At 38.4% G+C, this 24121-nt stretch carries 24 protein-coding genes and 2 riboswitches; of the genes, 3 read left to right on the forward strand and 21 right to left on the reverse strand.

Annotated elements, in window-relative coordinates:
• A partial coding sequence (locus RYX56_RS19645) for a hypothetical protein (protein ID WP_317123733.1) occupies nucleotides 1-235 on the forward strand: 235 nt, incomplete at its 5' end.
• Nucleotides 236-647: 412 nt separating this feature from the next.
• Here RYX56_RS19645 and RYX56_RS19650 read toward each other — a convergent pair.
• The 6 genes from RYX56_RS19650 to ymaG form a co-directional block, all read right to left on the reverse strand.
• Nucleotides 648-1949 carry an NCS2 family permease gene (locus RYX56_RS19650; RefSeq protein ID WP_317123734.1) on the reverse strand — a complete coding sequence of 434 codons (1302 nt, stop codon included), beginning with the start codon at nucleotides 1947-1949 and terminating at the stop codon, nucleotides 648-650.
• 112 nt (nucleotides 1950-2061) lie between these two features.
• Nucleotides 2062-2163: riboswitch (purine riboswitch) on the reverse strand.
• A 78-nt stretch (nucleotides 2164-2241) separates the two neighbouring features.
• Nucleotides 2242-3783, reverse strand: a complete 1542-nt coding sequence (gene guaA / locus RYX56_RS19655; protein ID WP_317123735.1) for a glutamine-hydrolyzing GMP synthase — start codon at nucleotides 3781-3783, stop codon at nucleotides 2242-2244.
• Between the two features lie 106 nt (nucleotides 3784-3889).
• A riboswitch (purine riboswitch) is annotated at nucleotides 3890-3991 on the reverse strand.
• A 41-nt stretch (nucleotides 3992-4032) separates the two neighbouring features.
• On the reverse strand, nucleotides 4033-6228 hold the full coding sequence (locus RYX56_RS19660) for a transglutaminase TgpA family protein (RefSeq protein ID WP_317123736.1): 2196 nt from the start codon (nucleotides 6226-6228) through the stop codon (nucleotides 4033-4035).
• Nucleotides 6228-7397 carry a DUF58 domain-containing protein gene (locus RYX56_RS19665; RefSeq protein ID WP_317123737.1) on the reverse strand — a complete coding sequence of 390 codons (1170 nt, stop codon included), beginning with the start codon at nucleotides 7395-7397 and terminating at the stop codon, nucleotides 6228-6230. Before RYX56_RS19665 ends, RYX56_RS19660 begins: the two co-directional genes overlap by 1 nt.
• Nucleotides 7394-8353: an AAA family ATPase gene (locus RYX56_RS19670; protein WP_317123738.1), complete on the reverse strand. Its 960-nt coding sequence runs from the start codon at nucleotides 8351-8353 to the stop codon at nucleotides 7394-7396. Before RYX56_RS19670 ends, RYX56_RS19665 begins: the two co-directional genes overlap by 4 nt.
• A 187-nt stretch (nucleotides 8354-8540) precedes the next feature.
• Nucleotides 8541-8795, reverse strand: coding sequence for an inner spore coat protein YmaG (gene ymaG / locus RYX56_RS19675; protein WP_317123739.1), 255 nt, complete (start codon nucleotides 8793-8795; stop codon nucleotides 8541-8543).
• Nucleotides 8796-8989: 194 nt separating this feature from the next.
• Here ymaG and RYX56_RS19680 point away from each other — a divergent pair, with 194 nt between their 5' ends.
• Nucleotides 8990-9484, forward strand: coding sequence for a GNAT family N-acetyltransferase (locus RYX56_RS19680; RefSeq protein WP_317123740.1), 495 nt, complete (start codon nucleotides 8990-8992; stop codon nucleotides 9482-9484).
• Nucleotides 9485-9511: 27 nt separating this feature from the next.
• Here the strand turns inward: RYX56_RS19680 and RYX56_RS19685 are convergent, their stop codons facing one another.
• The 11 genes from RYX56_RS19685 to RYX56_RS19735 all read right to left on the reverse strand — a co-directional run bounded on the left by RYX56_RS19685 (nucleotide 9512) and on the right by RYX56_RS19735 (nucleotide 19201).
• Nucleotides 9512-10297 (reverse strand): class I SAM-dependent methyltransferase, encoded by a 786-nt coding sequence (locus RYX56_RS19685; RefSeq protein WP_317123741.1) that lies wholly within the window; start codon nucleotides 10295-10297, stop codon nucleotides 9512-9514.
• A gap of 125 nt (nucleotides 10298-10422) precedes the next feature.
• A complete protein-coding gene (locus RYX56_RS19690; RefSeq protein WP_317123742.1) occupies nucleotides 10423-12132 on the reverse strand; it encodes an ABC transporter ATP-binding protein in 1710 nt (569 codons plus the stop codon).
• 170 nt (nucleotides 12133-12302) lie between these two features.
• Nucleotides 12303-13250, reverse strand: coding sequence for a nucleoside hydrolase (locus tag RYX56_RS19695; protein WP_317123743.1), 948 nt, complete (start codon nucleotides 13248-13250; stop codon nucleotides 12303-12305).
• A gap of 103 nt (nucleotides 13251-13353) precedes the next feature.
• Complete coding sequence (locus RYX56_RS19700) at nucleotides 13354-14193, reverse strand: 1,4-dihydroxy-6-naphtoate synthase (RefSeq protein WP_317123744.1); 840 nt, start codon at nucleotides 14191-14193, stop codon at nucleotides 13354-13356.
• Nucleotides 14193-14840 carry a futalosine hydrolase gene (locus tag RYX56_RS19705; RefSeq protein ID WP_317123745.1) on the reverse strand — a complete coding sequence of 216 codons (648 nt, stop codon included), beginning with the start codon at nucleotides 14838-14840 and terminating at the stop codon, nucleotides 14193-14195. Before RYX56_RS19705 ends, RYX56_RS19700 begins: the two co-directional genes overlap by 1 nt.
• Nucleotides 14841-14980: 140 nt before the next feature.
• Complete coding sequence (locus tag RYX56_RS19710; RefSeq protein ID WP_439108519.1) at nucleotides 14981-15709, reverse strand: GTP pyrophosphokinase; 729 nt, start codon at nucleotides 15707-15709, stop codon at nucleotides 14981-14983.
• Nucleotides 15710-15753: 44 nt separating this feature from the next.
• Nucleotides 15754-16923: a cation:proton antiporter gene (locus RYX56_RS19715; protein ID WP_317123747.1), complete on the reverse strand. Its 1170-nt coding sequence runs from the start codon at nucleotides 16921-16923 to the stop codon at nucleotides 15754-15756.
• A gap of 2 nt (nucleotides 16924-16925) precedes the next feature.
• Entirely contained in the window at nucleotides 16926-17429 is a 504-nt protein-coding gene (locus RYX56_RS19720; RefSeq protein ID WP_317123748.1) for a cation:proton antiporter regulatory subunit, read from the reverse strand.
• A gap of 49 nt (nucleotides 17430-17478) precedes the next feature.
• A complete protein-coding gene (locus RYX56_RS19725; protein ID WP_317123749.1) occupies nucleotides 17479-17925 on the reverse strand; it encodes a MarR family winged helix-turn-helix transcriptional regulator in 447 nt (148 codons plus the stop codon).
• 128 nt (nucleotides 17926-18053) lie between these two features.
• A complete protein-coding gene (locus tag RYX56_RS19730) occupies nucleotides 18054-18956 on the reverse strand; it encodes a sulfurtransferase (RefSeq protein WP_317123750.1) in 903 nt (300 codons plus the stop codon).
• 101 nt (nucleotides 18957-19057) lie between these two features.
• A complete protein-coding gene (locus RYX56_RS19735) occupies nucleotides 19058-19201 on the reverse strand; it encodes a lmo0937 family membrane protein (RefSeq protein ID WP_317123751.1) in 144 nt (47 codons plus the stop codon).
• 275 nt (nucleotides 19202-19476) lie between these two features.
• Here RYX56_RS19735 and RYX56_RS19740 point away from each other — a divergent pair, with 275 nt between their 5' ends.
• Nucleotides 19477-19632 (forward strand): hypothetical protein, encoded by a 156-nt coding sequence (locus tag RYX56_RS19740; protein ID WP_198530559.1) that lies wholly within the window; start codon nucleotides 19477-19479, stop codon nucleotides 19630-19632.
• Between the two features lie 359 nt (nucleotides 19633-19991).
• Here RYX56_RS19740 and RYX56_RS19745 read toward each other — a convergent pair whose 3' ends face one another.
• From RYX56_RS19745 to esaA, 4 genes are read right to left on the reverse strand one after another with little or no spacing between them, the layout of a single operon-like run.
• Nucleotides 19992-20267: a YwqI/YxiC family protein gene (locus RYX56_RS19745; RefSeq protein WP_317123752.1), complete on the reverse strand. Its 276-nt coding sequence runs from the start codon at nucleotides 20265-20267 to the stop codon at nucleotides 19992-19994.
• A gap of 12 nt (nucleotides 20268-20279) precedes the next feature.
• Entirely contained in the window at nucleotides 20280-20624 is a 345-nt protein-coding gene (locus RYX56_RS19750) for a DUF5082 domain-containing protein (RefSeq protein ID WP_317123753.1), read from the reverse strand.
• A 55-nt stretch (nucleotides 20625-20679) separates the two neighbouring features.
• Nucleotides 20680-21177, reverse strand: a complete 498-nt coding sequence (gene essA, locus RYX56_RS19755; RefSeq protein ID WP_317123754.1) for a type VII secretion protein EssA — start codon at nucleotides 21175-21177, stop codon at nucleotides 20680-20682.
• Entirely contained in the window at nucleotides 21158-24106 is a 2949-nt protein-coding gene (gene esaA, locus RYX56_RS19760; protein ID WP_317123755.1) for a type VII secretion protein EsaA, read from the reverse strand. Before esaA ends, essA begins: the two co-directional genes overlap by 20 nt.
• Between the last annotated feature and the right edge of the window lie 15 nt (nucleotides 24107-24121).

Here is a 24121-nt window from a genome sequence, read left to right on the forward strand (position 1 = left end):
TGTTTTAAAAATTGACGAGATATCATGTATCTCTATTTCGCTTGGCTTTTGTTCAGTTTTCAAAGAACTTTTTCGTTTGTCGTTGTTAGCGACTTTATTATCTTATCAAATCAAGATTTTAAAGTCAACAACTTTTTTTGAAATAATTTCTTGTTGCTGTTTGTCTTTCTTGGCAACAGAGATAACTTTACCAGCTAATTCGACAACCGTCAATAGAAAGTTCGAAAATAATTGAGTCTTGTCAGATCTTAAGATTAAAACGGCCCTAAACCAACTAGGTCTCGGTCAAAAATAAATGTTAGCTTATATAGAAAGAAACGTTATCGCCCCTCCTAGTCGCTTTGTAATAGTAGATGAAAAGATTGAGTTAATTAACAACAATACATACACACTCTTTCATCCCTAGCCTGGATCAAGTTAGTAAGGACATTCCCCAAAATTGTTTTCACCATCTTGAAATAAACAGATACAGCATGATATACGTTTAGTAAAAATAGGAATATTACATTTGAGACGTTAAAGCTGTCTTCTACAATGCGTCAGAGTTCATAGTAGATATGAATAAACAAAGGTCGAATTTAAAAATAATCTTATTAACTTAAAAATAAAAGGCCGAGTCATAAAACTTGGCCTTTTATCAAATCGTTCTATTCAGTTAAGAAAACAAAGTAAGCAAGGAAGACGAAGAATAATCCATACATAATTGGGTGAACTTCTTTGCCTCTCCCTTTAAATAACATCGTAATTGGATACATAACAAAACCTAATGCAATACCAGTTGCGATACTATATGTTAGTGGCATCGTAATAATCGTTAGAAAAGCAGGTACTGCAATCTCGAATTTCTTCCAATCAATAAAGCCAAGTGAAGATGCCATTAATACACCGACAATGATTAATGCAGGTGCAGTTACTTGCTCTGTCACTACCGCTAGTAATGGAGAGAAGAATAACGCAACTAAAAATAGTCCTGCTGTAACAATCGAAGTGAATCCTGTTCGACCACCTGCTGCTACCCCTGATGATGATTCAATATAAGCAGTTGTGGTCGATGTCCCAAGAATTGCACCGATTGACGTTGCACTTGAGTCAGCAAGTAATGCCTTACTAGCTCTTGGTAGTTTGTTATCTTTCACAAATCCAGCTTGATTCGCAACAGCGTATAGTGTACCCGCCGTGTCAAAAAAGTCTACAAATAAGAAAGTTAAAATAACAACTAATAATTGAATGGTAAAAACAGAAGACCAATCAATCGCAAACGCTTGACCAAATGTTGGAGCCAAACTCGGAACAGCGCCGACAATTTGATCAGGCATACCGATGATGCCCGTTGCAATCCCCGCTAAAGATGTGACAATCATTCCGTAGAAGATTCCACCCTTATATCCACGAACCATGAAAATAACGGTTATGACAAGTCCAAATACCGCAAGTAGCGTCGGACCAGCCATCATATCACCCAAGGTAACAGCTGTTGCTTCATAAGGAACAACGATTCCTGCATTTTTTAACCCGATAAAAGCTATGAATAATCCAATACCAGCAGCAGCCGCATACTTCAACTCTGCTGGGATGGCATTAATAATTAATTCACGAATACGAAGTACAGTAATAAGAATAAAAATAATACCAGACATAAATACGCCAAATAATGCAACTTGCCAATCAATTCCCATACCCAGAACAACAGAATAAGCAAAGAAAGCATTTAGTCCCATTCCAGGAGCAAGAGCAATCGGATAGTTAGCCACTACACCCATAATAAGTGTTCCTAAAGCTGCAGCAAGAGCTGTAGCTGTAAAGACGGCTCCCATGTCCATCCCTGTATCTGCTAAGATAAGCGGATTCACAAACAGAATGTAAGCCATCGCAAGAAACGTTGTAACACCCGCTACCGTTTCTCTTCTGTAGGTCGTTCCACTTTCTTTAAATCCAAAAAAACGATCCATTTTCTCTTCCCCCATATCAAATGTGATCGTCATATCGCATAAAAAAAGCTTTGAGTATCAATCTACCCAAAGCTTAACCACCAAAAAATTCATGCCATCTCCCACTTAAGCAGAAGAGTACCTGATTTTTCGTAGTCAAGCTATTTCCGGTAGCTTGGTAGAGACTCGCAGGCCCTATTCCTGCAGTTATACGAAATGACATCTTTTATATCTAAAAGAAGTCTATCAATCAGGTCGAATTTTGTCAATGTCATTTCCGAACATTAATTAATTTCCAATTAGTATCGTTCGCTTATTCCCACTCAATTGTCGCTGGTGGCTTAGATGTAACATCATACACAACTCGGTTCACATTCTTTACTTCATTTACAATACGAGTTGAAATTAACTCAAGTACATCCCATGGAATACGAGCCCAATCAGAAGTCATACCATCGATCGATGTAACCGCACGAATACCTACTGTGTAGTCATACGTACGAGCATCTCCCATTACCCCAACGCTTCTCATGTCAGGAAGCGCCGTGAAATACTGCCAAATTTCGCGATCTAATCCAGCTTTCTTAATCTCTTCACGTAAAATTGCATCAGACTCACGCACAATCTCAAGCTTTTCTTCCGTAATTTCACCAAGGACACGGATACCAAGACCTGGTCCTGGGAATGGTTGGCGCCATACGATTTCATCAGCAATACCTAGCTCTGCACCTAATTCACGTACTTCGTCTTTAAATAATGCACTTAAAGGCTCAATGAGTGTGAACTTCATATCTTCAGGTAAACCACCAACGTTATGATGTGATTTAATCGTTTGAGCTGTATCTGTACCACTCTCAATAATATCGGTATAAAGAGTTCCTTGAGCAAGGAAGTCCATATCAGTCAATTGACTCGTTTCCTCTTCAAATACATAGATGAACTCGTTTCCTATAATCTTACGCTTCTGCTCAGGGTCAGAAACACCTTTAAGCTTTGATAAAAAACGATCTTGGGCATCAATTTTAATGACGTTCATGTTGAAACCTTCACTAAACGTTTTCATTACTCCTTCTGCTTCATCCTTACGTAGAAGACCATGGTCAATAAACATACACGTTAATTGATCGCCAATCGCTTTGTGAATTAATACTGCTACAACCGATGAATCCACCCCACCACTAAGTGCACATAATACTTTTTTGTTACCAACTTGTTCACGGATTTTCTCTATTTCAACTTCAACAAAGTTCTCCATCGACCATTCGCCCTTACATTCACAAACTTCAAATGCAAAGTTCTTTAACATGTCATCTCCAAATTGCGAGTGACGAACTTCGGGGTGGAATTGAACACCATAGAAACCACGCTCTTCATTACTCATCGCTGCTACCGGACAAGATGGATTGAATGCATCTACAACGAACCCTTCAGGTGGCGCTACAATTAAATCCCCATGACTCATCCATACTGATTGCTCAATAGGAAGGCCTTTGAAGATATCAGATTGGTTTTCAATCTTAATGACAGCTTTACCATACTCACGGTGATTAGCAGCTTCTACCTTTCCGCCAAAGTGATGTGTCATTAATTGCATACCATAGCAAATTCCAAAAATCGGAATGCCTAAATCAAAGATTGCAGGGTCAGCTTGAGGTGCCCCTTCAACGTATGCACTGTTTGGCCCACCGGAAAAAATAATTCCTTTTGGATTCATTTCTTTAATTTCTTCTGCTGTTAATTTGCTAGAGTGAAGCTCACTGTACACACCAAGATCGCGAATGCGACGTGTAATTAGCTGATTGTACTGACCACCAAAATCGAGTACCAAGATCATTTCTTGATTTAATTCATTCATGTTATCCACCCTTTATTTAGTAAGATTGTGACAAAACCTCGATATATAACAAAAAGCCAGAATTCACCTGCTCGTCCAAAAAAAACGTACAAAGGCAGAATTCTAGCTACATTAATTCTGCCTTCATAGTCAGATTATTTACGGCAATCCGGTAGAGACTCTTAGGCCATATTCCTAAGGATATACGAAGGTTCAATCTATATTCACATTTTTAGCACGGATTTATTTTAACAATGACCTATACCCCGGTCAAGAATTGATTTGCTCAAGTATACGAATCCAGCTGTTTTTGAAATGTTTCCAACTTTCGCTACTTTCTTTCTGACCATAATAGATACGCTCATATTCCTCTGTTAAACTCACCATGTCATTACTTCCTAGAGATTGATCAATCCGAATGGCGTACTCTCTTAGCGTTTCTCCATTTTGACGTTTATATCCAATGTATCCAAGAAGCCACAACAACCCATGATAGGCTTTTTGAAACACTCCTTCTTGATTGGCTTTATATTTAAATTGAAGTAAGATGAACAAACGTGCTATTTTTTTACGGAACATCCCCGCGATACTAGCGAAAAGCAATAAGAGAATGATTGTAACGAGTGTACTGCCCGACAGCTTTGCTCCATTTGTTTGATTAGAATTACTAGCAGGAGATTCCTCTGCACCTTCTAAATCAGCAAAAACATCTTCGACCTCTTGATCTTCTTCTTGATCTGTATCAGGTAATTCTAGTTCATCATTTCCCTCTTCTTCTGCTTCAAGGAAATCATAGGTAGAATCAAATCCTCTTGTTGGTTCAAATGGTACCCAACCCACACCTGGGAAATGAACTTCTACCCATGAATGTGCATTTCCATTTGTTACTTCATATACTTCTAGGCCATCATCAAGGACTTCAACTTCCTCACCTTGAGTAAACCCTTTTACCCATCTGGCTGGGATGTCGAGCGAACGAAGTAAGACAACCATTGAGGTTGAAAAATTATCACAATACCCTCTTTGTGTTTCAAAGAGAAATTGATCAACATAATCTTCTCCTTCTTCTGGCACGGGAACATCCTCTGTTTCATACGTAAACTCCGGACTTTGGAAATATTGTTCAATTGCCTTCGCCTGGTCATATCTTGTTTCTTCTTCCTCGGTTAACTCTAGAGCTAATTTTCGTACTCGATCTGGAAGCTCTTCTGGAAGCTGAGTATAGTAATAATCAAGATCCTCACTCTCGCTGCCACTCGCTTCTCTTAGACCTGCGATATCATACTCTGGATAAGCATATTCGATACGATAATTATCTAATTCGACCGGCGTTCCGTTACGAGACGTATCAACTCGTTCAGTATATTGGTCTTTTAATAGATCGGCATTCTCTACTGTAGAATAGTTGAGCAACGTACCTCCATAGAACAGATGGGGATACCTTCTACTTGTTTCACCGGCAAAAATAACTTCTGTATCTCTGCTAAAAAAGGTGGCTCCATCAGATTGCAATTGTTCTAAAGATGGCTCTGATGCAGATTCTGTAGGAGTCGTTGTTTCCCAACCTCTACCTGTATAAAAGTCTTTTGTTTCCCCTCTCCAATAATGACCTTCTTGCACAGCGGCATAAAATAGTGGAGTATTATCATCTACAAACCCTCCACCAAGCTGTTCATCGTTATCACCATAGCCAATTCGCTGTTCTCCTTCTCCTCCCTCTTCAGAGGAATCCTCTAATCCCACCGCAGCACGCACATAAGGAATAGGATCATCCCACTGTGGTTCTGGCTTTGGCGAAAGAAGACCCAGCGTACTAGCTGATGCGATTAATACGATAAGTACTAGACCAATCTTAACTGGAAGAAAGGAGGGAACATAATTGAACTCTTCTTTTTCCGTGATTCGATAAACCGCCACAAGTCCCATCAATAAAAAGCCAAAAACAAAGGTCCTTACAATTGCATAGGTAGCATCATATAAGGTGAATGTATCAATAATGGTTACATAAATAACGGTGAAAACAAGAAAGAATAAAACTCTTCTCGCATAGACAGTCCAGTAGAAAAGTAGATAACTCATAATGGCAAGTAAGATAAAAAAGAGCAGGCTACGGAATAGATCAGTTAGTGCATACCACTGACCAGAGAACATGTAACCAAGGTTCAGCCAAAAATCAGCTATAAGCAACTTCACCCATTCTGTTGTAAACAATGGACCTTCAAAAAAGACTAGAAATAACCCATAAACCGTAACGAGTGCCTTAATCGGTAAAGAAACATAAACAGGAAGTTGCAAAAATGTCAAAATGAAATAAAGGGCCGTTACTAAAACAAAGATGTTGATAAACCCAGTATTTGTAATATGTGGCAAAGGCCAGAGCCATTCAAGTAATAAAACAAAACTTAGTCCATATAAAAAGAGATCACGGCTCAAGTCTATTTGTTTCTTTTTCATGATTAATTTCATTACCCAAGATCACCACTCATTCGGAGAATATGAGTTTGAACACCTTTTTGCTTCAACTGTTGAATGATAATCTGATCATCAACTACTTCATCCGGAAGGACGACATGTGGTAATACCTTTTGTTCCTTCATCATACTCATTGCCCCTACTAAATCAGCATTAAGTTCAGAACAAACAACGTAAGCTGTCTTTCCGCGCCAATCCCGATACATTTTATGAACACTTGGTATCGTCGCGCTATCAGGCTGCACCTTGGCAAGTAAGCGCAAGGCTTGGGCGAGATTGGCATTGGACACGTCATAAGCTTGCCAGCTAGATGTTCGAATTGAGAATGTTACTTGAGGATTTCTTTTTACTGCCGTCGCAATCAGGGAAGCCGCTAATTCTACAGACTGTTCAAAGGTTCTGCTCGATGCTTGATTGACATAGGGATCAAACAAAATAACTGCTCCGTCATTACGAAACGTCTCAAACTCTTTAGTCATTAATTTTGCTGTTCTAGCGGACTGTTTCCAGTTAATACTCGTTAACCGATCACCAGGAGCATAACTACGCACCCCAGCAAGGGACCGTTCTTCATCTATTGCTTGATCAGGTCTTATCCCTTCTTCAATTTGACTAGTAAGAAGACCAGGCAGCTTATCTAGCAACTTGAATCTTGGATAAACAAGAAATGTAGAATTAGAATCTACTTTGTATTTCTTTTCAAAAATTCCAAATAAGTCACCAAATGAAAACTGCGTAGTAGATAGCTGATGTTCTCCTCTTCTCAATTGATTAATCTTGTATTTAAACCGAAGCTTATTTGTAAAAGAAAAGAAAAAAAGTGCTCGTTGATGCGAAGATGTGCCAATGCTTCTCGGAACCACGTCATACACCCTCACATAAAAAAAAGGCTGATAACGTTTCTTGTGTACTATGACTTCTACTTCAATCGATTCTCCAGATGGAAGCGTGGTTGCCGATAGTTTCCTCTCGACTTTAAATCCTCTTAAAGTAAACATAGCCACTACTAAGGTGAGAACGATAATAGTTAACACACTATAAAATAGGAACCAGCTAACAAATCCCCCTTGAAACATCGCATAAGCATACGTACCCGCCACGACTACAACAAGGATTAGAAATTTAAATGCGGTTCCTACCAGCTTTAATGCTTGTCCTATCACAATGTTGCCACCTTATCACCCATTACCGGCACACGCACTTGACTTAGGACTTCTTTTATAATTGACCTAACGTCCATATTAGACATTTTTGCTTCTGGGCTTAAAATGATTCGATGTGACATCGTCCACTCTGCTAGATGTTTAACATCATCCGGAATCACGTAGTCTCTTCCTTTCAAAAGAGCATACGCTTGTGTAGCTTTCATTAAAGAAATTGATCCACGAGGGCTAACTCCAAGTTCTACAGCACCATGTTTTCTAGTAGCTTGAACGAGATTAATAATATACCCTTTTACTTGATCATCAACCATGATCGTCGCAACTTTCTTTTGGATATCTAACACCTCTTCGATCGACATAACGGATTGAATTCCATCTACAGGATGGCCATACTCAACACGCCTTAATACTTCAAGTTCTTCTTCTGCACTCGGATACCCTAATTGAATTTTCAGTAAAAAGCGATCAAGTTGAGCTTCTGGCAGTGGATAAGTCCCCGCATATTCTACTGGGTTTTGGGTAGCCATCACAAAGAAAGGCATTGGTAATTGGAGGGTATCGCCGTCTACGGTCACACTTCCTTCTTCTAGCGATTCAAGTAGAGCTGCCTGTGTTTTAGGGGATGTACGGTTAATTTCATCTGCTAGCACTACATTTGCCATAATCGGGCCTGGTCTAAATTCGAAAGTTTGCGTTTGCTGATTATAAATAGATACACCTGTAACGTCAGACGGAAGAAGATCTGGCGTGAATTGAATTCGTTTAAAATCTGCTCCTAATGACCTGGCAATAGCTTTAACCATCACAGTCTTACCTACTCCTGGTACGTCCTCTAGTAATACATGGCCCCCGGCAAATAAGGCAACTAGACTCAGTTCAATCTCTTTTCGTTTACCTACAACTACACGTTCTATATTAGCGATCATTCCATCTATTTTATCGACTATTTCCTGCATGCAACTTCCTCCATTCGTTCATTTTCTCTCTATTCTATCTTTAGTTTCTTTTTCACGTTTCCATCATATCATCTATAGGTCTAAAAGTACGTTACATTTGCTTTACCAAATTGACCCGTTTTATAGACTAATTAATGAATAAACCAAAAAAGAAAGAGCTTTACTAAAGCTCTTTCTCCAAAAAGTATTAATAATAATACGGGTAAGGATAATATGGGTAATATGGGTAATATAGGTAATATGGGGAGGGATAAGGAGCATAGCCATACGGTTGATACAAGGCACTTCCTAGTAATCCACCTAATACCCCACCAACAAAAGCTCCGCCACCCCAGCCTGGTCTACCGCCCCAGCCAGGTCTGCCTCCCCAGCCAGGTCTGCCTCCCCATCCTGGGCGTCCACCCATCGGTCTTCTCATATCTTGAAATTGGTTTGAATTCACACTTGTTTCCTCCCTATTTATCAATAGCCTTAAGCCTTAAGCCTTATTTAATTGCAAAAGGCTTTTAACTAATTCAGAAATGGTATCACTTTACGATATGCAGCACTACCTGGGTAAGTGACGAGGGACCAATAGGAAAATAGTGGTTTTTATGAGAATGAAAACAAAGTATGATAAGGGTGGGAGGCGATATCATGGAAATTAGACCTGCAGCAGAACAAGATGCTAAGTTATTACTCAACTTAATGAAGAAGCTCGATCAATCAAAAATGATGTTATTTGAACCTGGCGAACGCAAAGAGAGTATCGAACCGATTAAGTCAATGATTCATCATCTCTCTACTCAAGAGAATGCTATGCTTTTCGTTGCTGAATTGGATGGAAAATTAGTAGGCTATTTAACTGTTCAAGGAGGAACAGTTAAACGAATCAAACATCGCGCATACATAACAATTGGTGTAGATGAAGAGTACCGTGGAAGGGGTATTGCCACATCTTTATTTGGCTCCTTATTCAAATGGGCACCAAACTACGGGATAAGCAGATTAGAACTAACCGTTATAAAGCACAACAAACCTGCTTTTGACCTTTACCGAAAGATGGGATTTGTACTAGAAGGAGAAAAGGTTCACTCTCTAATGATCGAGGGTAAACCCGTGAACGAATACTATTTATATAAGCTGATCTAATGTTAAACAAACGTTTAATTAACTTTTTTACTCCGTCCTCCCCATCGACTTTTTGTATAATATCATCCACTCATCAACGGTGACGGACGCTACTTTCTCAGACTGTATTTCTACTTGAAAGTAATTATGAACTCTTTTAGATGCTTGAAGGATATACTGATGAACTCCGTTAACTTGAGCAGAACTCGTAGTTGTTCTCTCCACCCAACCAGGAAATCGGTACGTTTTCTTTTTTTTGAGACTGCGTACCTCCTCCATTTCCTCTCCCTTTAAGTAGGACTCCCATCTGGATACAGGTAAGCATGCAACATGGCTCTCATCCCTCATTTTTTCAAATGTATTCATAAACGTTGCTAACTCTCGGTCTTCTGGAACAACATTATCAATCATAAGAAATAGCCCACCAGGCTTTAATACTCGAGCAGCTTCAGAAATAAAATCTTTAGGCGTCGGAAAGTGGTGAGGGGCAATACGACAAGTGACCACATCAAATGTCCTGTCAAGAAAAGGTAATTTTTCTGCATCGGCAATAACAAATTTTATATTTTCAAAAGACTTTTTCAGATGTGTCGAAGTGTTCTCAAGCATAGCTTTTGTTAAATCGGTTGCAAACACTTCGTTTACATGAAGAGCAAGCGCTTTAGCTACATGTCCTCCCCCAGTAGCAATATCTAGCACACTCCATTCTTTATCTGGTTTAATCCAATCTACTAGTATTGCTAAATCCTCCCCCTTAGCATGGGATTTACTTGAGACATACTTAGAAGCATTTGCCCCAAATTGCTTCATTACTTTTTCTTTTTCTTCATTCATATTATCGCTCCCTTTCCTTCTATTTGTCCTATTACAAATCATTCACCAAAAAGTTCTTATTTCCTCTTAATACAGTTAAAGCCCCTGCTATTTCAATTGAAATAGCAGGGGCTACTAAAAGGAAATTATCCAAATTGTGCATAATGTAGACGACTGTAAATACCATTAGACTCAATCAGGTCTTGATGTCGCCCTTGTTCTGCAATTCCGTCTTTGGTTACTACTAGGATTCGATCAGCATTTTTTATCGTAGCAAGGCGATGGGCTATTACTAGCGTAGTTCTACCTTTTGAGAGTTCCGCTAATGAAGCTTGAATTGCTCTTTCAGTTTCTGTATCAAGAGCAGATGTGGCTTCATCTAGAATTAAAATAGGGGGGTTCTTTAAAAACATCCGGGCTATAGCTAGTCTTTGCTTTTGTCCACCTGATAGTTTAACCCCTCGCTCACCAATGATTGTATCTAATCCATTAGGTTGCGTTCGTACAAATTCATCAAGCTGGGCTTTTTTTGCTGCATTTAGGATTTCATCATCCGTTGCATTTAATTTTCCATAAGATATATTTTCACGGATAGATCCAGAGAATAAAAATACATCTTGTTGCACAATACCAATTTGACTGCGCAATGATTCTAGCGTTATCTCTCTTGTATCAATCCCATCAATGCATATACTTCCTTTATCTAGCTCATAAAAACGTGGAAGTAAACTGCAAAGAGTTGTTTTTCCTGCACCTGATGGCCCAACAAAAGCAACTGTTTCTCCCGAACGAATGGATAAGTCTATCTGATTCAGCACCCTTTCCATTCCTTCATACCCAAACGAAACCCCTTTGTAATCAATGTCACCTTTTAGACTATAATGCATTGCATTTGGAGCATCTGAAATATCTGGTTCGGTGTCTAATATTTCAACGTACCTCTTAAACCCAGCAATCCCTTTTGGATAACTTTCTATAACAGCATTTATTTTCTGAATCGGTCCAATTAAAACATTCGATAATAAAATGAAGGCTACGAATTCACCGTATGTAAGACTTCCATTTATAACAAACCACGTTCCAAATGCGAGGGTAAATAATGTTACTAATCGCATAAGCACATAGTTAGCTGTAATATTTTGCGCCATAATCTTGTATGAAGATAATTTTGTTTTACGATAGTTAGCATTATTTTCAGCAAATTGACGTTGTTCAAATTTTTCATTAGCAAACGCTTGTACCACCCGTATTCCACCGATACTATCTTCAACTCGAGCATTAATGTCTGCAACATCATTAAACATTCTGCGGAAGGTATGAATCATTTTTTTGTTGAAATGTATAGCTAAAGCCATAAGTAAAGGTATAACTAGAAAAGAAAGAATAGCCAGTTTCCAATTTATCGTGAGCATAATGATAAACGCACCCGTTAAAGTCATGAGTGCCACAAAAATATCTTCAGGACCATGATGAGCGACTTCCCCAATCTCTTCAAGATCCTTTGTTAATCTTGAAATGGAATGGCCAGTTTTATTGTTGTCATAGTACCCGAACGATAGCTTTTGCATATGTTCAAAAAGCTTTCCTCGCATATCTGTTTCAATATTAATTCCAAGCATATGCCCCCAATAGGTAACAACAAAATGCAGACCTGTATTTAATAAATAAATTGCTAATAGACCTACACATGCCCATAAAATAATTGTCCAATTCCCTTCAGGAAGCAAACGATCTATAACCTGGTTTACCGCCAAAGGAAATGCAAGTTCTAGCAAGCCTACAAGAACTGCACACGAAAAATCTAATATAAACAACCATTTATATGGCTTGTAATAGGAAAAAAAACGTTTCAACACCTTTTTTCACATCTCCCTCAATCAAAAACAAATAAAAGGAACCTCCTAATGCATTCTTTAAGATCTGTTTTCGAACCTAATTGATAATGATAATCAATTATAGTTGAGATTGAGGAATGTTGCAATAGCCTAATATAAAAAGCATAAAGAATACCTAATGCTAAACCAAATTACAGTTGCTTCTTCATCGTTTCAACAAAGATCGTAATATACTCTTCATATCTAAAATCTAATGCTATATGTGCTCCTCGGTGCGTTTCTTCTTCCTCCTCCACCGAAAGCGGTCTGAAGTCTGCTACGCTTAAGCCCTTTACACTCTCATCATCTACAACGGTCACCTCTCGCTGAACAAAATCAAATAACTCAGGATTTGTAAGAGCTACTAGTGTGACCAAATCATGAAATGGAGCCCCGTCTATTCCTGGTACTAGTTCCGCGTAAGCATCCGCATAGTAATCATAAATTGGTCGTATTAATGATGTAAAAGCATTGTATTCTTGATCTGTAATCGACGAGATAACATCTTCTGTTAACACCGCATAGTTGGTTACATTTAATGGAACAATCGTTAAATTCTCTGCACGGGTCGATACAACATTAGCAGCAATTGGATCCCCGTAGAAATTCGCTTCAGCAAGAGGAGTTACATTTCCAGGCACAAGAAAGGCTCCGCCCATTACATAATAAGCTTTTATTTTATCCATCACGTCCTCACCTAAAATAAAAGCAGAGGCTAAAGAAGTTTGCCTGCCAACATCTACAATAACAAGCTCTCCTTCATACTCATCAATAATCGTGAACACACGTGAAAAGTTCTCTAGCGTTCCACTAATGGTATCAGGGGGTCTGATCGGCCCCAATCCTTCTTCTCCATGAATTTCAGGATAATACACAGCAGGTTCCCCGGATAAAGGAAACGAAGCAGCACCTATTAAAGGAATATCCATCCTACCTGCTAATTCAAGTAAATAAGCTGCATTATTTGTAGCCTGTTCTTTATCAACATTTCCATAACTTGAAACTATCCCTACTACATCAATATTAGAATGTAATAAAGCAAACATAATCGCAACTGAATCATCGATGCCTGGGTCACAAAATAAAAGTACTTTTTCCATGCGATCACCTCTTCTACATATATATTCACTTGGAGGCTTTTCAGTCCGAGAAAAGATGGATCGCTCTATCGCAAAAAAGAACAAGCCTAATGGATTGTTCTCTTCATAGTCCTATTCGTAATAAACTTAAATCAAATTCTGGAACAAGTCCCTCCGCCCCAGCTCGTCCAAGTAAACTAGCGACAGCTGCCATTCCATCTTCCCCAAGATCAGCAGTAAATGAGTTAACATACAAATCAATATGGGATTTTGCGACCTCTGGAGAAAGTTCTTGAGCGTGTTGCATCACATAATCGACTGAAGCTTCTGGATTTGCCCAAGCATATTCTACCGAGGCTCTTATCCAACTTGTGATTTCTTCCTTATTTAGTGAACGATGAGCGATGATGGCACCAAGTGGGATCGGTAATTGTGTATCTTCTTCCCACCAGTTTCCAAGATCGACTAACATATTCAAATGAAATTCTTGATAAGTAAATCTTGCTTCATGGATGACCAGACCGGCATCAATTTCCCCGTCGCGAACTGCAGGCATAATCTCATGAAAAGGCATCACAACAATCTCTCCCACACCTCCAGGAACCATGTCGGCTGCCCATAGTCTAAACAGTAAATAGGCAGTTGAACGTTCGCTAGGAACCGCAACTCTTTTTCCCGTCAAATGAGAAGGCGACTGATCTTTACTTGCGGTCAGTAAGAGCGGGCCACATCCCCGACCTAGAGCTCCACCACATGGTATAAGAGCATATTCCTCCAACACATACGGCAAAGCTGCATAAGATATTTTCTGAATCGCTGGTCCCTTACCCTCTGCTGCCCAATAGTTCGTCTTATCAATATCAGCATAAGTAACGTCCAGCTTTGGAACATTTGGAATTAAACCATGTACAGCGGCATGAAAAACAAACGTATCGTTCGGGCAAGGAGAAAATGCAATTTCCATTATAAAACCTCCGAAATTATTTTACTTGCTTCTTCTAATTCAATTAATGCTTCTTTTATTTTCCAAGATTCGCGGTCTCTTGGTCCGATTGCATTAGAAATAGATCTTATCTCAAGAACCGGAATCCCACATTTTAAGGCTGCAGTGGCAACTCCAAATCCCTCCATGCCCTCTGCTACAGCATCAGGATACCTCTTGATTAATTGGTCATTTGTTTCTTGCGTGCCTGTTACTTTGGAGAGAGTTAGAATTTGACCTGCAGCCACTTTTCGATTCGCTTGTTTAAAAGCTGCGATGATCGTCTCTTTTGCAGCCTCGTCTACCTTAACTCCTGTGGCACCTAGGCCAAGCTGATCTAAAGGTAAGAAGCCCTCATCCGTTTCAGTACCTAGATCAGCACAGATAATCTCATTAGCTACTACTAACGAACCCACATCTGCGCGTCCAACAAACCCTCCAGCTATACCGGCATTAATGACTAATTGATAGGGCTGATTTGTTAGAGTAATGGCTGTTGTAGTGGCAGCCGCAGCTACTCCGACACCAGCCACTACTACATTAAACATTTCATTATCCTTCCCAATACCTCGCAATACCGCTTCTTTTTCAGCTTCTACTGAAACAACGATTAATACCCGATTAACCATTTCCCTTATTCCCCCTCTCCCTATACAAACCTGATTACATTCAGTCTAATAATTAATTTTGAAACTGGCTAGCAGTCTGTTCATATTTAATAGTAATACTAAAGAAAAAGCGCCTAGAAGTATAGGCGTTTTTTCTTTCATTATCCATTCGACTCCGATATAGCTTTCATTAATAAATGTGGCAACTGGAATGTTTGACTATCAAGAATGAATGTCTGCTGATCTTTATTGTCTTCTTTTTTACAATGATTAACTTCCTCATGAATTCTTTCCATTTTCCTGTCGAGCTCAGCAGCTACATCAGCAGCTTCTTTTAATTCTTGAAGTAAATGTTCTGGTACTGTTTTTTTATACTTATAGTAAATTTTATGCTCTAAACTTGCCCAGAAATCCATCGCCACAGTTCGTATTTGAATTTCTACTTTCACATTTTCTTCTCGGTCAGACATAAAAACCGGAATTTCTAGAATGAGATGCAGACTCTGGTACCCATTAGGTTTTGCATTCTTAATATAATCCTTACATTCAATTACTGTAATATCTTTTTGTTGCTGGAGCATCTCACTAATCTTATAAATATCTGATATGAATGAGCAACTAATACGGATTCCTGCAATATCATGTATGTTTTCTTTAATACTGTCTAAAGAAATTGGCAGTTGTTTCTTTTGAATTTTTTTAAAAATACTCTGTGGTGTTTTAATTCGAGATTTTGTATGCTCAATAGGATTATAAGAATGAATATACTTAAATTCCTCTTGTAAAATATTAATCTTTGTATTCATTTCATCTAAGGCAAATTTATACATCATCATAAATCTTGTAAGCTCTTGTTTAACAGCTTTTAATTGCTCCACATTCATACTCATTTGTTGAGTCAACTTAATCAACTCCTTATAAATTGATAGATGATTTATAACGATCCCATTTGTTTTACAGCAGGCTTAGTCTTGGTACCATATATTTTGTTTACAATAGCTGGCGCTTTTTGAAAGAGCAAAATCCCAATCATTGCTGATGTGAGTATAAAGACACTACTAAATGCTTTTATAGATCCGACCGCCAAGCTTGCTATAATAATGGAAAACTCACCTCGTTGAGTTAAAGAAAGGCCAGCACGCATTGACATTTTCTTCGATAACCCGTACCACTTACCCCCAAAGAACCCAACAATAATTTTAGCTACAATAGACCATAGCAACACTAATATAAGCAAAGTAACCATTGGTACACCTTCACTGAAACTTATCGTTGTACCAAAATACAGGAAAAATAACGGCATTAACAAATCTCTAAATCGTACGACCATTAATTCCAATTCATGCGTGCGTTTCACCTCTGCTAGCATGATTCCAGCCAGGAATGCTCCTAACACTTCTGATAGGTCTAAATACAAAGCAAGACCACCGTACGTCAACGCAAGACCAATGACAAACAAAATAAAAAGATCATTTTTCATATGCCGATCGAAGAAAGGACCAAGCTTCTTAAAGAGAAATGTGCCAAGGATTATAGCACCAGCTACTAAAGCTACTACTTTGATAACTAACACTGACATAGACCCTGCAGTTAGTGCCATTCCAGCAGTTAAACCGACAAGAACAGCTACTAAAATAGGAGCAACTAAATCCTCAAATATTAATAAACCTAACATAAATTCAGATTCAGGATTCGCCATCCTCTTAGAGCTCTCAAGCATTTTTGCTGTAATTGAGGAACTTGTAGCATAAGCTACCGCTCCAATAATAAGTGAAGCAAGGAGATCAAGCCCCATAACTAAACAAATCGCGGTCGTCACACCAAAGCTTAAAACTACATCTAATATTCCTGCTCTTAGAACCCTCTTTGCTATGGATAAAAGTTGCTTTATTGGAAACTCCATTCCTAACATAAAAAATAATAAGACGATCCCAATCTCGCCACTAAAATGGAGAAGATGAGACCCAGTTAGCATTCCACCTACAACGATTCCAAGTAATATAAAGATAACAACATCTGGAATCTTTATCTTCATCCCAATAAATCCAGTAATAAACAAAAGTAAAAGAATAAGACCTGCAGAAAGTAGTTCAGGAATCACCATTATTACTGATTCTCCTTACACGAACAAATCTCTTCAAACTTTTGAACCGCATCGCGCTTTCCTACTACCATGAGCGTATCCCCTTTTTCTAAGATAAGACTCGGTTCTGGATCTACTAGCATTTCTTCATTCTTAAATACACCAACAATGGAGATCCCCTTCGGTTTCATTTTATCTATTTGAGCCATATTTTTACGAATGATTGGTGATTTTTGTGTGATATCAAGCCACTCGACGACTACTTGCTTTCTGATCAACTTAATTCGATCAATTTTTTCTGTATCAGCTGGGTTCAACACCGCCCCTAGTAACTGTGCTCCCATTTGTTTTGTTTCTTCGGAAGATAAAGTAAGTGAGAAGCTTACCTCATCATCATCTTCATCATTAAAGAAATACAGTTCTCTTTTACCTGTATGGTGAATAACTAACACAATCATCGAACCTTCACTTGTAACAAATGATATCTTTTTCCCAACACCTGGTAAATCTCCACTTGTAATCTTCATTGTTGCTCTCCTTTTTGATTGTAAATTTAATTTCGTTTTAAAATATAAACTATTTTTCTGAATCGACTATGATTGTTGTAAGTTTTTCTAAAAGAGTAGTGAGCTGCTCAATTTCTTGATCCGTCATCTGTGAAACGTACTTTTCCATAATCGTATTTCTTTTTTCCTTTGACGTTTTCAATGCCAGCTTACCGGAGTCTGAAATACCTAGATAAACCACTCTGCGATCCTGTTCATCACGTTCTCTTATCACAAAATCATTTTTGGATAAACGATCAATCATAGCTGTAATTGCGCTTGGTTTAACTTGAAGCTCTTCTGCTAAATGAGAAGATGTAATCTTTCCAAGTTGATCAATCGTATTTAATACAAAGAACTGCTCACCTGTTAAGTTATGTTCTAATTTCTCATATACTTTAGGTCCAATCGTTTTCATCGTTTTATAAAATGCTTTATCTAGCCTTGTATAATATTGATACAATTCATCCTTATTCATAAACATCTCCAGTCATTTATTTCACTTAGTTAATTATTTACTTCATGTAGTTAAATATATATCTAGTGAAGTATTTTGTCAAAGAAAAAAAGCGGCTCTAAAGTTAAATTAGGAGCTGCTCTCATGCTTTATTCCTCACTCAGATTTGTAATCGGTGTATGAGGATCATTTCCCCATTCTTGCCAAGACCCCTCATACATTCTTAGATGATCAAATCCCATAAGTCTTAATGTAAAGTACATATGAGATGCCCGGTTGGCTTTTTGACAATAGATGATGACTTGCTTATCTTTTGTGACACCTGCTTGAAGAAGCATCCGCTCAATGTCATCGCTCATTTTGAAAAAAGGTACCCCGTCTTTTAAGACCTCTTTCCACTCTATATTTACAGCTGTTGGTATATGTCCACCCCTTTTAGCACGAACATCCTCACCTTTATATTCTGCTCTTGAGCGAACATCCAAAATGACTTTATTAGGGTTATCTATTGCTGATTTAACGTACTCTTTTTCTACTTCTATATACGGAGAAGTCTTCGCTTTAAAATCACTTGTTTTCACTTCGGGAGCAGTTGTGGATTGCGCTCCTCCAGCTGCTGTCCATGCTGTATACCCACCATTTAACACTCTTACGTTATTATGACCATAAAGCTCTAATGCATAGAAAAGTCTAGTTGCGGCTGTATCTAAGCCATCATCATAAATCACTAATTCATCTTCATTTCTTACGCCTAACTCTTTCATTAGTTCTTCAAAAGGTTGCTCCCGAATTAAATACCCCTCGATAGGATGTGTTGAATCAACTAATGTTCTCGTGTCAAATGAAACCGCACCGTAGATGTGCCCTTCTTCATAACCATCATTCCGTGTATCAATAATCCTAAGGGTTGGATCGCTCAATCTCCCTGCTAATTCCTCTACACTTATTAGTAAATGTTGATTAGGATACGTCATTTCTCTAGCACTCCCTTCCATCATTAAACTTGTAGACAGCATGAAGCACACAATCATAAAAAATAGAAACGTCCTCATTACGATCACTCACTCCTTGAACCTTTTATTGCTTTTATTATGGCCCAAGAAATAAAATCCATGAAAAAAGCAAGCGTCCTAAGCTAGAACGCTTGCTACATTTAGGCTCTTCTGCCTGTTAAGAGTTGAATAACAAAAACGACTAATGCGACAACTAAAAGTAAGTGGATTAATCCACCTCCGACTTCAAGGGAAAATCCAAGTAACCATAATACAAATAATACAATTAATACCGTCCATAACATAACTGCTTCACACCTTTCTTTAACATTTTTAACGATGTTTGTCCTGTGCTTATTAAATGCCCGCAAAATGGCTATATGAAACCTCCCTCTAGCAAATAAGTTAAATAGCACTGAGCTTCCTATCAGCCACTTCTATATAAATGAAACCTTCTAACTAGTTACGAAAGGGAGTAATTTGGGTATGTGATATGCTCCCTTCTTACTCATGTTTTAAAGACTCCTTTTACGGATATATAGGTGATAAGACAAACAACATTGACAAGGAGGTGATTACTATGAAAAAAGATGTAGATGTGGAAGAACGACATGTCGAGAAAAAGCAGGACTCAAGTAGAGTAGCCTCTACATTCATTAAATACTTTGCATACATCATTATCTTTTTTGGCTTCTTATGGTTCCTAGTCCAATATGTATTTCCGATGTTTCAATAATTAGCTATATATAAAATAGTTTCTGCTCTTTTCTTATACAATACTAAAAATAGCCCCTGCATGAGTTAGATAACTCATGCAGGGGCTACTCCTGGGTAAAGAATAAGAAAAACGCATTAAAATGTACCAAAGAAAAGTATTTTGACTTTTCCTTTTTCCCACTGACGTTTTTCATTTCAGCCCAATAGTATTTGATATCGTACATAGAATCTTTAATGGTACTTATTAGCGTGTTCATTATTCTTCACCCTTTAGCCAAATATCGCTTGAGGGAATCTTCTCTAGCGATTAAGCTTTTCATACTCGTTTCCACTTGCTTAAACTTCTCCTACTGTGAATCTAAGTTGAAATATCCCCTTCTATTTTGTCATAATTTGAGAGCTCACTTGCTGATCTGCTTCTTTCATTGTTTCTAGAGCTTGAAGCGTATCTTGTTCATTCTTCAATAAAAGTGCCTGATATGCTTCAACCATCTGATTCATTTGTTGGTTTAATTGATTCATCCGATCAACTACTTCTAAAACATTATTAGCTCCAACTGCTGTCGGCATCGAAGGATCAAGCGCTTGAATTGAATTTTGCAACTTTGCTAATTCTTGTTCGACATCAGCATATAAAATTTTTATTTCGCTCATTTATGTCCCTCCTTAACGTGCTACCATTGCTGCTTTTGCGGCGATGATAGATTGTTGAAGTGAAATAATCTCTTGCTCGGTCTGTGAAATCTTTGATGAGAGAGTTTGAAGAGAGGTTTCGAGCTGACTTCCTGGAAGTTCCCGATAACTTGATACAAGGCCGCCTTCACGTAGGTTTTCAAAACGATCTGCCAAACTCCCTGCCCATGTTACAGGAGACAAACTAGGGTTCTTGCATAAGTGTTCATTGCTGTAGAAATCTTCTCTACAACTTGTTAATTCATTTCGGCACGCCCTAAGCCTTGCTAGTTCGTCTTGCTTTTGACGTAACCTCAAATATAAACCCGTCAATGGCATAACCCTTCACACCCTTCTTTTCCATTCAGGATAAGTGTATAACTTCAGTAACTTTTTATAATTGATCGTATTTAGTCGGCTTTCTTATTACTTTAGGAATGACCACAATCACCAGAATCGCAATGACCAATATAACGCTAATTATTAGGAGTGTACTAACTTGTATGAATCCAGTAGTTGGTTCTGCTTGTGCACTCCTATTAACCGGAATTGAATCTTCGCCTCCACTAAACAATTGTAGCTGTTCTGCCTTCGTTGCAATGGTATTGGTATCTAGAGTTGATTGTAAAAAGAGTTGGTCGTAAACATCAGTGAAGTAACTTAGTTCTCTTTGATTAAACGTCAACACTCGTTGTTCCTCTGGAATTGCTTGACGTCTTCTTTGCTCGTCTTCTCTGTAATAATTAAGATCTACCTTAATATTTCTTTCTTGGTATTGCTGTGGTACTGCTATTTTTGCTTCTTCCGCCAAGACGACTGACGGAAGAAGCATAGCCATAAAACAGAATAAAAGGGTTGGAGTGATCTTACTATTAACCTTCATAACTCTCATCTAGATCGACCTCTTCTTTTTTAGAACGACGAATTCTAATTAAGTAAGGAATAGCCACAACAATCAGGCTTATAATTGACGTTATCAATACCGCTGGGATAAACAATGATTTATCACCAAACTGAATCGACATATACACCTGAGAAATCGGGTGACTCATGCTAAAGTTCGGCATCACTAGATCCATTAGCGGTGTCACAAAGAATAACATCAGTCCGACAATAACTAAGCCGCCTGTTATAAGACCAATGGTTAATCCTAATTGAACCAATCCAGATGCTGCGATTAAGAACAGAATCGTTACAACTGTCCATTGGAATGATTGCATATCATTCATAGGATAAATATTTAACCCATAGATACTAATAATTAACCCAACAGCTAAATTCAATAAGACAAACATTGTAATGTTTAACATAGTCGGGACATAAGAGAAGTAATAAACAAAAATCCCCATCACTAATGCTGAAATTAATATAATGATTAACATCACGACTGGAGGTGTATGATTGACGCTCTCTTCAGGAGCTTCCCCACTGATCTGAACTGGGTTAGATAAATGATCATATACATAAGGGTTAGGTTGTCCATCCACCACTGCATTTCGTAAAATACTGTAGATATCATCTTGAACAAGTTGAGTGGCTTCAACATTGGTTGCCCAATTATTATTTAACTCATTAGCCCGACTTTGTACGGAGCCTACCTTTTCATACAATTCATCCGTATATTCATTAACATAACCAGAACGGTCAGAAAGCGAGCTTACTAAGTTCGATACCTGCTGAATGTTCGTTCTTGCTTCTTGTTGAGAAGAAATAATGATTTCCCCGTCCATCCCTTCAATTGGCGCATTCTCTACTTCTGGTGTAGTTGTTCCATCTCTTAGTGCGTTTGTTATTTGAGTAGCATTGCCCTCTATTTCTTGTAGTTCTGCTGCAATGAGCTCTTGCTCTTGTTGAACAATTTCGTCGTACTCATCAATAAATGTATAAACACTTTCAACAAAGCTCTCAAAATCTCTTTCAAGAAGATCCAAGTTCTCTCTTGATTGATCTAAGCCTGTTTGGAGATCACTAACTCCTCCTTCAATCTCTTCAAAAGTTTCTTCAACAGCTGTTCTATTCTCATGATTTTGTAAAATATCTGAGATGACTTCCTCTTCAAGTTGAGAGGATTGATTAGCTCGTTCACGATAAGCAGAAAGATACGAATAATACGTAAGTAACTGTTCCATATCGCGACTGCCTATAGTCGATTCAAAATATGGAGCAAGTCTTTGTTTACGACTACCTGTTAAATAATCTGCTGCTAAAATTTGTGACTCCGTTTCCTTGATTTTCGCTCTTATCACTTCATCTACTGGCGTTCCAATTGGCGGTGCTGTTCCTGGGTTGTTTTCCAATTCTTCAATCAGTACTTGGAAAACACGCTCCCAGTCTTCCTGGATCGAAGCCTGCTCATTTAACATGGCCTCTACTCTTTCAACTTCCTCATCAAGAGCGTTTGCTGCTGCTCTCAATTCTTCTAATCTTGAATTTCCATTACCTTCTGATTCTTCTTCCGTTTCTTCCGTTTCTTCAGCTTCTTCTAATTCTTCCGTTTGTTCCTCTTCATCTTCTACTTGTGCTACTACGTTTTCTTCACGTGGTACCGCTTCGATGATTACCTTCAGTTGAGCAAGCTGTGCTTTTAATTCATTTAGAGCATCAGCTGTTACAAGCTCTCCTGTGGGCAGCTCAACCTCAACTTTAGGTGACGAATTATCCTCACCTTCTCCTTCTTCCTCAGGCACTTGATTTGCTAATTCATTACGGAGAGGAAGCATTGAGGCTTCTAGCTGATTAAAAGACTGACTAGCACGTACATTTCGAAATTCACTCAACATGTCTCGTTGGGTAGATTGGATTTGACTAGCTAAACCATCAACAGTTTCTTGCCCGGCAGTTCCTCTTAAGTTAGTCAGGAGTGAACGATTAGTATCGATTGAACCTTCGACTACCGAGAGACTGTTAGAAAAATCCGCCCCATCATTCATGAATGCTGGTCTTGGATTTTCTCGTATTCTTACGATTGTATCGAATCCTCCGGTCATCGTAGATTCATAGGTTGTTAGACCTTCTTCAAGTAACTGCTGATTCTCAAGACTGGTGGTCAAAAGTAATTCCTTTTGCTGTTCTTGATATTCTCTGTATGACTGAACATTATCCAAAAAAGAAGCTAGTTGTTGTTCAGAGGTTTCAATACCTACAATCATCTCTTCAGAGGTAGCTTCTGCATCTGAAGAAGAAGCTAGCAGTTGTTCTAATAATTCTTTTTGCTGCTCTACTTCTTCAGCAATCGTTCGTGAACTTGGTGCGTAAAATGAATACATCGCTTCTTGGAAAGCAATCTCTCGCTCTACAATCGTATCGAATTTTTGACGAATATCATCGACTTCTTGAGCGACAACATCCCAATAAATACTCGTAACTTGGCGATTAATTCGGTTTCTTGCATTTTGCAAGGAGCGTTGAACTCTCTCAATATTTCGTGCATCTAAATTGGGTTGTATTCGGTAACTTAAAGCAGCTCTTTGTGGTTCATCCTCTTTAAATGTTAAAACATTTCTAGAGAAATCAGAGGATAGATAAAGAATCCCATCATACTGATTACGCTCTAGTCCTGATTCGGCTGCATTTCGACCAACCACTACATAACTATACTCAGAATTCTCACCTAGCGATGAGGTTACAGCCTGACCAAAATACATTTGTTCACCTTGAAATTCGGCTCCTAAATCTTCATTAACAATGGCGATCTCGCCTGTCGATCTTTCTGTTTTCTTCGTCGGGTCTTGCCCGATATAAGCAAAGAACAAACTTGGCAAGACAAGGATGAGGACAACCATCGCAATTAATTTAATTAAATTCTTTTTTTCGAACATCATTTGCCCTTCTTTCCC

Source organism: Alkalihalophilus lindianensis (genome assembly GCF_032843265.1).
Taxonomy (GTDB): Bacteria; Bacillota; Bacilli; order Bacillales; family Bacillaceae_D; genus Alkalihalophilus; species Alkalihalophilus lindianensis.